Origin of the sequence: Pseudomonas sp. SZ57 (assembly GCF_009495975.1) — a bacterium.
GTDB lineage: Bacteria > Pseudomonadota > Gammaproteobacteria > Pseudomonadales > Pseudomonadaceae > Aquipseudomonas > Aquipseudomonas syringae.
The window spans coordinates 70103-85829 of sequence record NZ_WIBD01000010.1; the positions used below are offsets into that span (position 1 = coordinate 70103).

At 61.1% G+C, this 15727-nt stretch carries 9 protein-coding genes; 5 read left to right on the forward strand and 4 right to left on the reverse strand.

The genetic code is table 11. The features are described 5' to 3' along the window. Positions 1–49: 49 nt before the first annotated feature. From guaD to xdhA, 4 genes are read right to left on the reverse strand one after another with little or no spacing between them, the layout of a single operon-like run. Positions 50–1363, reverse strand: coding sequence for a guanine deaminase (gene guaD, locus GE543_RS12625; RefSeq protein WP_178118601.1), 1314 nt, complete (start codon positions 1361–1363; stop codon positions 50–52). Positions 1364–1380: 17 nt separating this feature from the next. After that, positions 1381–2220, reverse strand: coding sequence for a xanthine dehydrogenase accessory protein XdhC (xdhC, locus tag GE543_RS12630; protein WP_153221575.1), 840 nt, complete (start codon positions 2218–2220; stop codon positions 1381–1383). Next, positions 2217–4736, reverse strand: coding sequence for a xanthine dehydrogenase molybdopterin binding subunit (gene xdhB / locus GE543_RS12635; RefSeq protein ID WP_153221576.1), 2520 nt, complete (start codon positions 4734–4736; stop codon positions 2217–2219). Before xdhB ends, xdhC begins: the two co-directional genes overlap by 4 nt. Then, positions 4729–6183 (reverse strand): xanthine dehydrogenase small subunit, encoded by a 1455-nt coding sequence (gene xdhA, locus GE543_RS12640; RefSeq protein WP_371927160.1) that lies wholly within the window; start codon positions 6181–6183, stop codon positions 4729–4731. Before xdhA ends, xdhB begins: the two co-directional genes overlap by 8 nt. A gap of 276 nt (positions 6184–6459) precedes the next feature. On the opposite strand from xdhA, the gene GE543_RS12645 reads away from it, so the two are divergent. From GE543_RS12645 to GE543_RS12670, 5 genes are all read left to right on the forward strand, one after another. Further along, a complete protein-coding gene (locus GE543_RS12645) occupies positions 6460–7119 on the forward strand; it encodes a GntR family transcriptional regulator (RefSeq protein WP_004410596.1) in 660 nt (219 codons plus the stop codon). Positions 7120–7123: 4 nt separating this feature from the next. Next, on the forward strand, positions 7124–10612 hold the full coding sequence (smc, locus tag GE543_RS12650) for a chromosome segregation protein SMC (RefSeq protein WP_371927161.1): 3489 nt from the start codon (positions 7124–7126) through the stop codon (positions 10610–10612). 250 nt (positions 10613–10862) lie between these two features. Continuing rightward, positions 10863–11726, forward strand: a complete 864-nt coding sequence (zipA, locus tag GE543_RS12655) for a cell division protein ZipA (protein ID WP_004410600.1) — start codon at positions 10863–10865, stop codon at positions 11724–11726. A 129-nt stretch (positions 11727–11855) separates the two neighbouring features. Continuing rightward, positions 11856–14219, forward strand: a complete 2364-nt coding sequence (ligA, locus tag GE543_RS12660; protein WP_153221578.1) for an NAD-dependent DNA ligase LigA — start codon at positions 11856–11858, stop codon at positions 14217–14219. Positions 14220–14516: 297 nt separating this feature from the next. Then, the gene (locus GE543_RS12670) at positions 14517–15683 is read left to right on the forward strand and encodes a putative zinc-binding metallopeptidase (RefSeq protein WP_032698400.1); all 1167 of its coding nucleotides are present in this window, start codon (positions 14517–14519) and stop codon (positions 15681–15683) included. The last annotated feature ends 44 nt before the right edge of the window (positions 15684–15727 follow it).

The window sequence follows — 15727 nt, forward strand, 5'->3', positions numbered from 1 at the left end:
CTGGACGCTCTGCGTCCTCTTGGCACTCTGGAGCGTGAGGAACGAGGTGCTAGCCTCTGTCATGCACCAATCGGCCACCCGACCAGGTCTGCTTCACCGTCCGGTCATCACCGATGGTCATCAGCACGAACAGAATCTCTTCGATGGTCTTCGCCTGCTTCAAGCGATACGACAGCAGCGGGGTGGCGTTGTAGTCGAGCACCAGGAAGTCCGCCTCGTTGCCGGGCTTCAGGCTGCCGACCTTGTCTTCCAGACGCAGCGCCCGCGCGCCGCCCAGCGTTGCCAGGTACAGTGACTTGAACGGATTGAGCCGCGCGCCCTGCATCTGCATGACTTTGTAGGCCTCGTTGAGGGTCTGCAGAATCGAAAAGCTGGTGCCGCCGCCCACGTCGGTGCCCAAGCCGACATTCACCTTGTGCTTCTCGGTCATTGGCAGGTTGAACAGGCCGCTGCCCAGAAACAGGTTGGAGGTCGGGCAGAAGGCAATCGCCGAACCGGTCTGCGCCAGTCGGGCGCATTGTTCGTCGCACAGGTGCACGCCGTGGGCGAACACCGAGCGCTCGCCGAGCAGGTTGAAGTGATCGTAGACGTCCAGGTAATGCTTGCGCTCCGGGAACAGCGCCTTGACCCACTCGATCTCCTGAAGGTTCTCGCTGATGTGGGTCTGCAGGTACAGGCCGGGATGCTCGGTGAGCAACTGGCCAGCCAGACTCAACTGCTCCGGGCTACTGGTCGGCGCGAATCGTGGGGTCACTGCGTAACTCAAACGTCCTTTGCCATGCCAGCGTTCGATCAGTGCCTTGCTGTCGGCGTATCCGGATTCTGGCGTATCGACCAGATAATCCGGCGCATTGCGGTCCATCATCACCTTGCCGGCGATCATGCGCAGATCAAGTGCCTGGGCCGCACTGAAAAACGCCTCGACCGATTCCTTGTGCACACTGCCGAACACCAGCGCCGTGGTCGTACCGTTGCGCAGCAATTCCTTGATGAAGATGTCGGCCACCTGCGCCGAATGCGCGGGATCGGCGAACTGGCTTTCGCAGGGGAAGGTGTAGGTGTTGAGCCAATCCAGCAATTGCTCGCCGTAGGAGCCGATCATGCCGGTTTGCGGCAAGTGAATATGGGTGTCGATGAACCCCGGTGTGATCAGGGCGTCCGGGTATTCGATCAGCTCGACATCGTCGTCGAGGCGCTCCAGCAAATCGGCAGCGTGACCCACCGAAACGATCTTGCCGTCCTCGACCAGTAGCAAGCCGTCGGCAAAGTATTCATAGGATGCCTCCAGCGCCACTTCGGCCGGGTCGGCGAGGCTGTGAACGATGGCGGCTCGGTAGGCTTTACGGCAGGAAACTGAACTCATGGCACTCTCGTTGTGACTCATTGCGACTGACTGCGGCGCGATGCAGGCAGCAGTCTGGCGATAGGTTCGGCGTTGGCGGTGTGTTGGCCAAAGTTGACATTGTAAGTGGCGATTATTTCCGCGGCGATCGACACCGCGATCTCGATGGGCAGCTTGCCTTTGACCTCGGCCAGGCCCATCGGGCAACGCATGCGTTGCAGCAGACTGGCGTCGAAACCGCGTTCCCGCAAGCGATGTTCGAACTTGACCCGTTTGGTTTTCGAGCCGATAAGCCCGAAGTAACCGAAGTCGCCACGCCTGAGGATGGCGGCCGTCAGTTCCAGATCCAGCTGATGGTTGTGGGTCATCACGATGCAATAGGTGCCGACCGGCAGTTGCGCGACCTCGTCGACCGGCTCGTCGTTGATGATCTTCGTCACGCCCTCGGGCATCGGCTCGGGGAATTCCTGCTCACGGCTGTCGATCCAGCGCACCCGGCAGGGCAGGCTGGCCAGCAGCGGCACCAGCGCGCGGCCGACGTGACCGGCACCGAATACCGCGATCTGCGCGACGGGCTTGCCCATCGGTTCGAACAACAGCACGTTCACGCCGCCGCAGCACTGGCCCAGGCTTGCACCCAGGTTGAAACGTTCCAGGCGCGTCTGCCGGGTGCCGCTGGCAAGCATCTCGCGGGCGATCTCCATGGCCTTGTATTCCAGGTGGCCGCCACCGATGGTGTCGTGGATGTGCTCGGCGCAGACCACCATTTTCGATCCGGTATTACGCGGCGTGGAGCCCAGTTCTTCGATGATCGTCACCAGAATGCCGGGTTCTCCACGGGCCTGCAGCTCGGCCAGGGCGCTGATCCAGTTGTTCATTTCTGCTCCAGGACAGAGTGATCCAGGCCAGGCGCCTTCGCGAGCAAGCTCGCTCCCACGGGGGCATCCTGAATAGGTGAAGACGAGCCTGGCGAAGCTTCACTTGCTCGCGAAGAGGCAGAAACAGTCGGCTCGGCCCTTTCGCTGGGGGCACGACGCGCAGCGCTGTTCTGGCGCATCTGTTCACAGCCCCACAGCACTTTTTCCGGTGTCGCCGGGGCGTCGATGTTCGGTTGATGACGGTAGTCACCCAAGCTCGCCACGGCGTCCTTGATGGCACACCAGGCGGCGATGCCGAGCATGAACGGCGGCTCGCCGACGGCCTTGGAATGAAACACCGTGTCTTCCGGGTTCTTGCGGTTCTCTACCAGCTTGATGCGCAGATCGTGCGGCATGTCCGCCACTGCCGGGATCTTGTAGGACGCCGGGCCGCTGGTCATCAGCTTGCCCTTGTCGTTCCACACCAGTTCCTCGGTGGTCAGCCAGCCGGCGCCCTGAATATAGCCGCCTTCGACCTGACCGATATCGATGGCCGGGTTCAGCGACGCGCCGACGTCGTGCAGGATGTCGGTGCGCAACATCTTGTATTCGCCGGTCAGCGTATCGACGATGACTTCCACGCAGGCAGCGCCAAAGGCGTAGTAATAGAACGGCCGGCCACGCGCCTGGCTGCGGTCGTAAAAAATCTTCGGCGTCTTGTAATAGCCGGTGCTCGACAGCGACACCTGGCCCATCCATGCCAATTGCGCCAGCTCGGCGAACGGCAGGTACAGCTCGCCTATCCGCACATGGCCATTGCGGAACTCGACATCCGCTTCGCTCACCTGATAGTGCCTGGCGGCAAACTCCACCAGCCTTTGCTTGAGGATTTCAGCGGCATTCTGTGCGGCTTTGCCGTTCAGATCCGTGCCGCTCGAAGCCGCAGTCGGCGAGGTGTTGGGCACCTTATCGGTGTTGGTCGCGGTGATCTGGATGCGCTCGATGTCCACCTGGAACACCTCGGCCACGACCTGCGCGACCTTGGTGTTCAAGCCCTGGCCCATTTCAGTGCCGCCATGGTTCAGGTGGATGCTGCCGTCGGTGTAGATATGAATCAGCGCACCGGCCTGATTGAGAAAGCTGGCGGTAAACGAGATACCGAACTTGACCGGTGTCAGCGCCAGGCCTTTTTTCAGCACCGGGCTGCCGGCATTGAACGCACGAATCGCTTCGCGGCGCTCGGCGTACTGGCTGCTTTGCTCAAGGTCGGCGGTCATCTCTTCCAGCAGGTTGTGTTCGACCGTCTGGTAATAGTGGGTGACGTTGCGCTCGGTCTTCCCGTAATAGTTGGCCTTGCGCACGTGCAGCGGGTCTTTGCCGAGGAAGCGTGCAATGCAGTCCATGACCTCTTCGATGGCGACCATGCCCTGCGGGCCGCCAAAGCCCCGGTAGGCGGTGTTGGACGCTGTGTGCGTCTTGCAGCGGTGACCGTTGACGGTGGCTTCGCCCAGGTAATACGCGTTGTCGGCATGAAACATGGCGCGGTCGACAATGGACGCCGAGAGGTCCGGCGAGTAGCCACAGTTGCCGGCCAGATCCAGTTGTATGCCCTGCAAGCGACCGTCATCGTCGAAACCCACGTCGTACTCGATGTAGAACGGGTGGCGCTTGCCGGTCATCTGCATGTCTTCGAAGCGTTGCAGGCGCATCTTGGTGGGCTGGCCGGTCAAGCGGGCAACCACTGCGCACAGGCAGGCCGGGCTGGCCGCCTGGGTTTCCTTGCCGCCAAAACCACCGCCCATGCGGCGCATGTCCACCACTATGCGGTTCATCGGCACGCCCAGCACCTCGGCCACCAGCTTCTGGATTTCCGTGGGGTTCTGGGTCGAGCAATAGACGATCATGCCGCCGTCTTCGGTCGGCATCACCGAAGAGATCTGGGTTTCCAGGTAAAAATGTTCCTGGCCGCCAATGTGCAGGTTGCCCTGCAGGCGGTGGGTTGCGCGCGCCAGCGCAGCGGCAGAGTCGCCACGCTTGTGGGTATGGCTGTCGAGCACGAAATGCTTCTGGCGCAGGGCCTGGACCACATCTAGCACCGGTTCCAGGTCTTCGTATTCGATGATCGCCGCCATGGCCGCCTGGCGTGCAATGTCCAGGTCGCGAGCCGCCACGGCGAGCACCGGTTGCCCGACGAACTCCACCTTGTCGATGGCCAGCAGCGGGTCGCCGGGCAGCAACGGCCCGATGTCCTTGAGCCCCGGAATATCCTGATGGGTAATCGCGATGCGTACACCTTCGAAGGCGTAGCAGGGCGAGGTATCGATGCTGACGATACGCGCATGGGCACGGTCGGAAAGGCGTGCGTAGACGTGCAACTGGTTGGGGAATTCCAGGCGGTCATCGATGTACACCGCCTCGCCGGACACGTGCTTGTCGGCACTGTCGTGCTTGACGCTGCGGCCCACGCCGGTGTTCAGACCCTGCTGAAATACCGCCAGCATCTCGGCTTGGGTGGTGTTTGGGGAATGCTCAGACATAGTCAGTCACCCGCGTTGGAACGGCTGGGGTCTGCAATTCGATGAAGTACTTGCGCAGCAGGTTTTGCGCGCTCAACAGGCGGTATTCCTTGCTCGCCCGGAAATCCGACAGCGGGGTGAAATCCTCGCTCAGTGCCGCGCAGGCGCGCTCGACGGTTGCATGGCTCCATGGTTGCCCGATCAGCGCCTGTTCGCAGGCCGCTGCACGCTTGGGAATCGCCGCCATACCACCGAACGCTACGCGAGCCTCGTGGATGACGCCGTCTTCCAGGGTCAGGCGAAAAGCCGCGCAGACCGCCGAGATATCGTCATCCAGCCGTTTGGAGACTTTATAGGCGCGGAAAATCTGCCGCGAAGAGGCCGTGGGTACGATGATCTTTTCGATGAACTCGCTTTCCTGGCGGGCCGTGACCTTGTAGTCGATGAAATAGTCCTCGAGCGCCAGGGTGCGCTGACTGTCGCCTTTGCGCAGCACGACCTGCGCGCCAAGGGCGATCAGCAGCGGCGGGGAATCGCCGATGGGGGAGGCGTTGCCGATGTTGCCACCCAGCGTGCCTTGATTACGGATCTGCAACGAGGCGAAGCGCTGCAGTAACTCGCCAAAGTCCGGGTATTCGGCTTTCAGCGCTGCATAGCAATCGGTCAGCGGGGTTGCTGCACCGATCTCCAGGCGGTCGTCGAAACGCTTCACGCCCTTCATCTCGTTGATGTGTCCGACGTAAATCATCACCGGCAACTGTTTGTGAAACTGCGTGACTTCCAGGGCCAGATCGGTGCCGCCGGCCAGCAGGCGCGCCTGTGGATGGCGGTCGTAGAGGTCCGCCAGATCCGCCACGGTCAGCGGAATGAAGCAGCGTTTTTCGCCGTCATTCAGTTCATCGGTGCCGGCCGGGGCGATGGCGCGCAGGCGTTCGACGGTTTGCGCCTGGCGCTGATCGAACTGGTCTGGCAGGCGCTGCGCGCACGACTGCTCGGCGGCGGCCAGAATAGGGCGATAGCCGGTGCAGCGGCACAGGTTGCCGGCCAGGGCTTCGTGGGCCTGATGGGCATCGGCTTCGCTGCTGTTCTTTTGCAGGGCAAACAGCGACATCACAAAGCCCGGGGTACAAAAGCCGCATTGCGAGCCATGACACTCGACCATCGCCTTCTGCACGCTGTGCAACTGGCCCTGATGCTTGAGGTCTTCGACGCTGATCAATTGTTTGCCGTGTAGCGACGCCATGAATGTCAGGCACGAATTGAGGCTGCGATAACGCAGCGTTTGCCCGCCGTCGGCGTCACTGTGCAACTCGCCCACCACGACGGTGCAGGCACCGCAGTCACCACTGGCACAACCTTCCTTGGTACCGGGCTTGTGTGCCTGCTCACGCAGGTAGGTCAGCACGGTCATGTTCGGATTCAGGCTGCGCTCGGTTTTTAGCTCTTGGTTCAAAAGGAACTGAATCACGGCGCAAAGCCCTCACGTTTATTGTCATCAGACATGTCGATGAATCTATCAGCTCTGTTTATTGGGTCAATTTGTTTCTGACCTCAGAGTCAGGAAATTGAGTTTTTCGGTCATCTGCCGATCAAACAACCTCTGGTTCTTGAATCGCCTGCCGGCTGTATTCAAGGTTTTGCGTATTTCGTGCCAGTTTCCGTGTTTATGGCCCTGCGCCACTCGCGCCGGTTGCGATACACTCCGCGACTTGCATGCGGAACTGGTTTTTTCTGAAGGATAATCATGACGTTCAAGGCCCCGGACAGCCTCGCTGAGCAAATTGCTCATCATCTTGCCGAGCGGATCATTCGCGGTGAGCTCAAGCCTGGAGAGCGTATCCAGGAACAGAAAGTCACGCAGGCGTTGAACGTCAGCCGTGGCTCCGTGCGCGAAGCACTGCTGATTCTGGAACGCCGCCACCTGGTGGTGATCCTGCCGCGTCGTGGCGCACAGGTTACGGTGCTCAACGCACACAATGTCACCAGCCTGTGCTGCCTGATGAGCGAGCTGTACATTCTGCTGGCCAACGCGGTGGTCGAGCGCTGGAAGACCGAGGAGGATCTTGCGCCGTTTGTGCAGATACAACAGCGTCTGCAGGGCAGTTTCGAGCAGCAGGACGTCAACGCATTCGTCGAAGAAAGCTTCAATGTGATGCGCGCGGCCTATCCGTTCGCCAACAACCCGTACCTCGAGGAAACCGTCGAGAACCTGCAGCCTTCCATGAGCCGCAGCTATTTCCTCGCGCTCGAGCAACGCAAGGCCGATATGGGCGACTACCTGGCGTTGTTCGACGAACTGCTTGGCGCAGTGGTGGCGCGGGATATACCGAAGATTCGTGTCGTGCTGGTCAGCTACTGTCAGCGCAGCTGCCAGCTGGTGCTGGCCGCCCTGGCAAAGGGCTGACGCCGTGCGCCTGAAGTGCATCAAGCTGGCGGGGTTCAAATCTTTCGTCGACCCCACCACGGTGAACTTCCCCAGCAACATGGCGGCTGTCGTCGGCCCCAATGGCTGTGGCAAATCCAACATCATCGACGCCGTGCGCTGGGTCATGGGCGAAAGCTCGGCCAAGAACCTGCGCGGCGAGTCGATGACCGACGTCATCTTCAACGGCTCCACCAGCCGCAAACCGGTCAGCCAGGCCAGCATCGAGCTGGTCTTCGACAACTCCGACGGCACGCTGGTGGGCGAGTACGCGGCGTATGCGGAAATCTCCATTCGCCGCAAAGTGACCCGCGACAGCCAGAACAGCTACTACCTCAACGGCACCAAATGCCGCCGTCGCGACATTACCGACATCTTCCTCGGCACCGGCCTGGGGCCGCGCAGCTATTCGATCATCGAACAGGGCATGATCTCCAAGCTGATCGAAGCCAAGCCCGAAGACCTGCGCAACTTCATCGAAGAAGCCGCAGGGATCTCCAAGTACAAGGAGCGGCGCCGGGAAACCGAAAACCGCATTCGTCGCACCCACGAGAACCTCGCGCGTCTGACCGACCTGCGTGAAGAGCTCGAGCGTCAACTGGAGCGTCTGCACCGACAGGCTCAGGCTGCCGAGAAGTATCAGGAATACAAGGCTGAAGAGCGCCAGCTGAAAGCGCAATTGTCGGCCCTGCGCTGGCAGGCGCTGAATGATCTGGTGGGTCAGCGCGAGGCGGTGATCGGCAATCAGGAAGTGGGCTTCGAGGCGTTGGTGGCCGATCAGCGCAGTGCCGATGCCAGTATCGAAAGGCTGCGCGACGGCCACCATGACCTGTCTGAACGCTTCAACCTGGTGCAGGGCCGCTTCTATTCGGTCGGCGGCGACATTGCCCGCGTCGAGCAGAGCATTCAGCACGGTCAGCAGCGGCTGCGCCAATTGCAGGATGACCTGCGCGAAGCCGAGCGTGCCCGCCAGGAAACCGAATCGCACCTTGGGCACGACACCACCTTGCTCGCCACCCTCGGCGAAGAGCTGGAGATGCTCGAGCCCGAGCAGGAAATGACCAGCGCCGCCGCCGAGGAGTCGGCGATCGCTCTGGAAGACGCCGAAGCGGCCATGCAGGGCTGGCAGGAGAAGTGGGACGTCTTCAATCAGCAATCCGCCGAGCCGCAGCGTCAGGCCCAGGTCCAGCAGTCACGTATTCAGCAACTGGAACAGAGCATCGAACGCCTGGCCGAGCGTCAGCGACGTCTGGCCGAAGAGCGCCAACTGCTGGCCGCCGACCCGGAAGACGCGGCCATTCTGCAATTGAGCGAAGACCTCGCCACCCGCGACATGACCCTTGAAGAGCTGCACATGGGTGAAGAGCAGGCGGTCGAGCGGCTTGAGCAATTGCGCGAGGCGTTGCAGCACGCCAGTCAGGCGCAACAGCAGGCGCAGGGCGAGCTGCAACGTCTCAATGGCCGGCTGGCGTCCCTGGAGGCGCTGCAACAGGCTGCACTTGACCCGGACACCGGCACCGCCGAGTGGCTGCGTGATCAGCAACTGGCCGAGCGACCGCGTCTGGCCGAGGGGCTGAGCGTCGAGGCAGGCTGGGAACTGGCCGTGGAAACCGTGCTTGGCGCGGATTTGCAGGCGGTGCTGGTGGATGACTTCGACGGCCTCGATCTGGCCGGTTTTCAGCAGGGCGACCTGCGCTTGCTCAGCGCGGGTGCTGACACGGTTCGCGCGCCGGGCAGCTTGCTGGAAAAGGTCGACAGTACGGTTGATCTGTCCGCCTGGCTGAGCCAGGTGATTCCGGTCGAGAACCTGGACGAGGCGCTGGCGCGACGCGCACAACTCAGCGCCGGGCAAAGCCTGATCAGTCGTGACGGCTACTGGGTGGGGCGGCACTTTTTGCGTGTACGCCGCGCCAGTGAAGCGCAGAGCGGTGTGCTGGCGCGCGGTCAGGAATTACAGCGGCTGGGTCTGGAACGCGATGAGCGCGAAACGACGCTGGCCACTTTGGAAGAGCAACTGCTGGTGTTGCGCGAGCAACAGTCGCAGGAGGAAGACGCGCGTGAGCAGTTGCGCCGTCGCGTGCAGGACGAAACCCGTCAGCAAAGCGAACTGAAAGCGCAGCTGTCGGCGGTCCGGGTAAAAGTCGAGCAATTGACCCTGCGGCGCACCCGCCTTGATGAGGAACTGGCCGAGCTGGGCGAGCAGCGCACTGTCGAGCACGAGCACCTTGGCGAATCGCGCCTGCAATTGCAGGATGCGCTGGACAGCATGGCGCAGGATACCGAACAGCGCGAGGTGCTGCAGGCGCAGCGTGATGCGCTGCGTGAGCGTCTGGACCGGATACGTCAGGATGCGCGGCAACACAAGGATCACAGTCATCAGCTGGCGGTGCGTCTCGGCTCGATCAAGGCGCAATACGATTCAACCCGTCAGGCGCTGGAGCGCCTGCGCATGCAGTCCGAAAGGCTTACCGAGAAGCGCGAGCAATTGAGCCTGAATCTGGAGGAGGGCGAGGCACCGCTCGAAGAGCTGCGCCTCAAGCTTGAAGAGTTACTGGAACGGCGCATGGTGGTCGATGACGAAATGCGCATCGCCAAGAACGCACTCGAAGACGCTGACCGCGAATTGCGTGAGGCAGAAAAACGCCGCACCCAGGCCGAGCAGCAATCGCAACTGCTGCGTGGCCAGCTGGAGCAACAGCGTCTGGAGTGGCAGGCGCTGACGGTGCGTCGCACAGCTTTGCAGGACCAGCTGCATGAAGACGGCTACGACCTGCACGGCGTACTCGCCACGCTGACGCCGGAAGCCAGTGAGCAGGCCGCCGAGCAGCAACTGGAAAGCATCGCCGGGCGTATTCAGCGCCTGGGCGCGATCAACCTTGCGGCCATCGACGAGTATCAGCAGCAGTCCGAGCGCAAGCGCTATCTGGATGCGCAGGATGCCGATCTGGTCGAAGCGCTGGACACTCTGGAAAGCGTCATCCGCAAGATCGACAAGGAGACCCGAAACCGCTTCAAGGATACCTTCGATCAGATAAATAGCGGAATTCAGGCACTTTTCCCAAAAGTTTTCGGTGGTGGCTCCGCTTATTTGGAACTGACAGGCGAAGATTTACTCGATACTGGGGTGACAATCATGGCGCGTCCCCCTGGCAAGAAGAACAGCACCATTCATTTGCTGTCGGGCGGTGAAAAAGCCCTGACGGCGCTGGCGCTGGTGTTTGCCATTTTCAAACTCAATCCTGCGCCGTTTTGCATGCTTGACGAGGTGGATGCGCCGCTGGATGACGCCAACGTGGGTCGCTATGCACGCTTGGTGAAAGAAATGTCACAAACGGTGCAGTTCATCTACATCACCCACAACAAGATCGCCATGGAAATGGCCGACCAACTGATGGGGGTGACGATGCACGAGCCCGGCTGTTCGCGGCTGGTAGCGGTGGATGTGGAGCAGGCGATGGCGCTGGTGGATGCCTGATTCGACGCCTCGTTCTGCGGACAAATGGCCGCCCGGAGGCCTGAAAATGAGACGCTGGTACATGAGATGGCAATTTGGGCGGCGAAGAGACGTAACAGACGGTGTAAAGTTACCTTTGGTCGTGCTAGTTTAGTGACCACTTTTTATTTTCGCGTGGGCGAATTGCCAGTCAGAACATAGACTTGGCACCACGTATTAAAGGGGTTTAGGCCCTTATTTTCAGATTTCTTCATTAGAGGCACTGGATTACATGGAAATCGGTCTGCGCGAGTGGCTGATCGTCATCGGCATAATAGTCATCGCCGGTATTCTCTTTGATGGCTGGCGCCGTATGCGCGGCAGCAAGGGTAAATTGAAATTCAGACTGGATCGGAGCTTCTCCAACCTTCCGGATGAAGAAGAAACCACGTCTGCCGAAGTGCTGGGGCCGCCCCGTGTGCTGGACACGCACAAGGAGCCGCAGCTCGACGAGCACGATCTGCCGTCCATGAGCGCCAGTCCGCGTGAAGGCAAGCGTGGCAACAGCGACAAACGCAGCGACAAGAAGCGCAAGGACGAGCCACAGCAGGGCGACCTGAACCTGGATCTCGACGGCCCGAGCCTGTTCACCGGCCGCGACGACGATTTCCCGGACGACAAGCCGGCCCAGCGCATCACCGAAGACAAGGACCTGCCTCCGGTTGAGGAAGTGCTGGTCATCAGCGTGATCTCGCGCAGCGAAGGCGGTTTCAAGGGCCCGGCACTGCTGCAGAACATTCTGGAAAGCGGCCTGCGTTTTGGCGAGATGGATATTTTCCACCGTCACGAGAGCATGGCTGGCAACGGCGAAGTGCTGTTCTCGATGGCCAATGCGGTCAAGCCCGGCGTGTTCGACCTGGACGATATCGACCATTTCAGCACCCGTGCGGTCAGCTTCTTCCTCGGCTTGCCAGGCCCTCGTCATCCCAAGCAGGCATTCGACGTGATGGTTGCCGCCGCTCGCAAACTGGCCCACGAGCTGGATGGCGAACTGAAGGATGACCAGCGCAGCGTCATGACCGCGCAGACCATCGAGCATTACCGCCAGCGCATCGTCGAGTTCGAGCGTCGCGCGTTGACCCAGCGTCGCGGTTAAGCAAGCCCTTGGGCAGGTCCCCGATCATGAGCGTGCTGCGGTACGCCCTGTCGGGGCCTGACCTGAACAGAACAGAGCCAACAGATTAAGCAGCCTCGGCTGCTTTTTTGCTTTTTGAGAGAACACCGTATGAAGGCCGTCGAAACCCGAATTCTGGAACTCCGTGCACAGCTGGATGAGCACAACTACCGCTATCACGTTCTGGATGAACCGAGCATTCCGGATGTCGAGTACGACCGCCTGTTTCACGAACTCAAGGCCCTGGAGGCGGAAAACCCCCATCTGGTTACTCCTGATTCGCCGACGCAACGGGTCGGAAGCGCTGCCTTGTCGGCGTTCACCCAGGTGCGTCACGAAATGCCGATGCTCAGCCTGGGCAACGCGTTCGAAGAAAACGACATGCTCGAATTCGATCGGCGGGTGACCGAGGGGCTGGACTTGCCGGCCGGCGACCTGTTTGGCGAAGGCAGCAAGGTGCAGTACAGCTGCGAACCCAAGCTGGACGGCCTGGCAGTCAGCCTGCTGTATCGCGACGGCGCTCTGGTGCGGGGCGCGACACGCGGCGACGGAACCACCGGCGAAGACATCAGTGTCAACGTGCGCACAGTGCGTAATATCCCGCTCAAGCTGCAAGGCAAGGGCTGGCCGGATGTGCTGGAAGTGCGCGGTGAAGTGTTCATGTCCAAGGCCGGTTTCGAGCGCCTCAACGCCAGTCAGCTGGAAGTCGGCGGCAAGACCTTCGCCAACCCGCGCAACGCAGCAGCGGGCAGTCTGCGTCAGCTGGATTCCAAGATCACGGCCAACCGGCCGCTGGAGTTCTGTTGCTATGGCCTGGGCCAGACGTCGGCAGAAATCGCCGACACGCATATCGGCGTGCTTGAAGCGCTGAAAAAATGGGGCATGCCGGTCAGTCGCGAGCTGAAACTGGCGAATGGCGTCGAGGAGTGCCTGGCCTATTACCGCGATATAGGTGAGCGACGCCTGGCGCTGACTTACGAGATCGACGGCGTGGTGTTCAAGGTCAATAACCTGGCAGCGCAGCGCGAACTGGGCTTCCGCGCCCGTGAGCCACGCTGGGCGATTGCCCATAAATTCCCCGCCATGGAAGAGCTCACCGAATTGCTGGATGTCGAATTCCAGGTGGGCCGTACCGGCGCAGTGACGCCGGTCGCGCGGCTCAAGCCGGTCAAGGTGGCAGGCGTCATGGTCGCCAACGCCACGCTGCACAACATGGACGAAGTGGCGCGGCTCGGCCTGATGATCGGCGACACGGTGATCATCCGGCGTGCCGGTGACGTGATTCCGCAGGTGGTGCAGGTCGTTGCCGAGCGCCGCCCTGAGAATGCCAGGGCAGTGCAGGTTCCGCAGACCTGCCCGGTGTGCGGCTCGCACGTCGAGCGCACGCAACTGATCAAACGCAGTAAAGGCAAGGAAACCGTCACCGAGGGCGCAGTGTATCGCTGTGTCGGGCGTCTGGCCTGCGGTGCGCAACTCAAGCAGGCGATCATCCATTACGTGTCGCGTCGCGCCATGGACATCGAAGGGCTGGGTGACAAGACCATCGAGCAACTGGTCGATGAGAAACTCATCGGCTCGCCTGCCGATCTGTACAAGCTGAAATACGAACAGATCATCGATCTGGAAGGTTTCGCGGAAATCTCCAGCAACAAGCTGCTCAAGGCCATCGCCGACAGCCGACAGCCGACCCTGGCGCGCTTCATCTATGCCTTGGGCATTCCCGATGTGGGTGAAGAGACGGCCAAGGTCCTGGCGCGTTCGCTGGCGTCGCTGGAGCGTGTCAAACAGGCCTTGCCGGAAGTCCTGACCTACCTGCCGGATGTCGGTCTGGAAGTGGCTTACGAGATTCACAGCTTCTTCGAGGACGAGCACAACCGTAGCGTTATCGATGCGCTGCTCGGTGAATGCGGTCTGCAATTGCAGGACCAGGGCGAGCTGGGCGCCGAGTTCGCGGCCAGCACCACACTGGAAGGGCTGATCGACAAACTGCACATTCCGTCGGTAGGGCCGGGTGCTGCGCAGAAACTGGCGGACCGGTTCGGTACGCTGGAGGCCATCATCAGTGCCGACTGGCTGGACATGCGTCAGGCACTGCCGGAGAAACAGGCCAAGTCGGTTCGTGACTTCTTCGACGACAGCGCAAACGCCGAGCGCGCCCGCGCCATCGAAGCCCAGCTCAAGGACTTCGGCATGCACTGGCGCAGCGAGAAAAAAACCGTCGAAGGCTTGCCGCTGGCTGGCCAGACCTGGGTGCTGACCGGCTCGCTGGAACGCATGAGCCGCGATGTCGCCAAGGAAAAGCTCGAAAGCCTCGGTGCCAAGGTGTCCGGCTCGGTCTCGGCCAAGACCCACACCGTGGTCGCCGGGCCTGGTGCCGGCTCGAAACTGACCAAGGCCAACGAACTGGGTCTTAGCGTGCTGGACGAAGACGCACTGCTCAAACGCCTGACCGAGCTGGGCGTGGCGGTTGATTGAGGAAGGCCGACGCTCCGTATGCCCTGATGATCGTGCGACGCTCCGCGTCGCATGCAGTTCTTGACGCTCTGCGTCCGATCTTGAGTGTGAGGGTGCGGCGTAGATCTGTGACGCGGAGCGTCACGCACTGCAATCCCACGCTGGAGCGTGAGGAATGATAATCCCCACTACCGTGCGACGCACCGTTTTGGCCCATGAACACGCTGTCAGCCTTATCATCCATGCCGCTCGATAATATTTTTGAACCCCTGAAGCGTCGGCATGATCTAGTCCATGCAAGGCCAACGGGAGATCGCCATGTACCGCTTCTTCGAGCAATTGAGTTCACGCATCACCGCCCCATTTGTCGGCGAATCCAAACGTAACAGCAAGGTCTGGCAGTGCACCTGTGGCCAGTCGGTGTTTTTCCCCAATACCCAATGCCTGGCCTGTTCTGCAGCACTGGGCTACCTGCCTGAGCAGGGGCGTGTCGCTACGCTCGAAGCAGGGCCTGAGCCCACTACCTGGCGCTTGAGCGATGAGCCAGGTGCCGGGCTGTATCGGCGTTGCGCCAACCTTGGCACCCCGGCAGCCTGTAACTGGCTTTTTCCAGAGCACAATGCCGGCGAATTCTGTGTCGCCTGCAGCCTCAATCACACCATTCCAGACCTGTCCGTGATTGAAAACGGCGAGCGCTGGCGCAAGGTCGAGACCGCCAAACGGCGTCTGGTCGCGCAATTGATTTCCCTGGGGCTGCAGGTCATTCCCAAGACGATTGACGAAGAAGCTGGCCTAGCCTTCGATTTTGTCGGTGTCGATCTGGAAGGCAACCTGCCAACCACAGGCCATGCCAACGGCCTGATTACCCTGAACATCGAAGAGGCCGACGACGCACACCGCGAAGCGATGCGCGTACAGATGCACGAACCCTATCGCACCTTGCTCGGCCATTTCCGTCATGAAGTCGGTCATTACTACTGGGATCGGCTCATCGCCAATACCCACTGGCAGGACAGCTATCGCAACCTGTTCGGCGACGAGCGCGCCAGCTATGCCGACGCCCTCGATCACCACTACAAGAACGGCGCGCCGGACAACTGGCAGGAAAGCTTCGTCAGTGCCTACGCGACCATGCACTCATGGGAAGACTGGGCCGAAACCTGGGCGCATTACCTGCACATGATGGATGCGGTCGACACCGCGCTGGGGTTTGGCATGAGTGCTCGCGACATGGAGCTCGATTACCAGCCGTTTCCGCTGGAAGTGCTCTACGACCCTCAGCATCCGGGTGGCCCGGCGTTCCTGTCGTTCGTCAATGCCTGGATCGAGCTGGCGAGCATGCTCAACGAGCTGTCGCGCAGCATGGGGCAGCCGGATTTCTATCCGTTCGTGCTGCCGCCAGCGGTTATCGCCAAGCTGCACTTCATCCATCTGGTGATTCAGGATGCCGGTGGCAAGGCCGATGAGGTTCTGCAGGCCCAGTAAACACGGGTCGTGCCTGACACGCTTCGGCGGCGTGTCAGGCATGT

What these genes read in the sequence shown, in the direction of transcription:
- guaD (WP_178118601.1), bottom strand. Translation starts at nt 1,363, where the DNA reads ATGAGTTCAGTTTCCTGCCGTAAAGCCTACCGAGCCGCCATCGTTCAC.
- xdhC (WP_153221575.1), bottom strand. Translation starts at nt 2,220, where the DNA reads ATGAACAACTGGATCAGCGCCCTGGCCGAGCTGCAGGCCCGTGGAGAA.
- xdhB (WP_153221576.1), bottom strand. Translation starts at nt 4,736, where the DNA reads ATGTCTGAGCATTCCCCAAACACCACCCAAGCCGAGATGCTGGCGGTA.
- GE543_RS12645 (WP_004410596.1), top strand. Translation starts at nt 6,460, where the DNA reads ATGACGTTCAAGGCCCCGGACAGCCTCGCTGAGCAAATTGCTCATCAT.
- zipA (WP_004410600.1), top strand. Translation starts at nt 10,863, where the DNA reads ATGGAAATCGGTCTGCGCGAGTGGCTGATCGTCATCGGCATAATAGTC.
- ligA (WP_153221578.1), top strand. Translation starts at nt 11,856, where the DNA reads ATGAAGGCCGTCGAAACCCGAATTCTGGAACTCCGTGCACAGCTGGAT.
- GE543_RS12670 (WP_032698400.1), top strand. Translation starts at nt 14,517, where the DNA reads ATGTACCGCTTCTTCGAGCAATTGAGTTCACGCATCACCGCCCCATTT.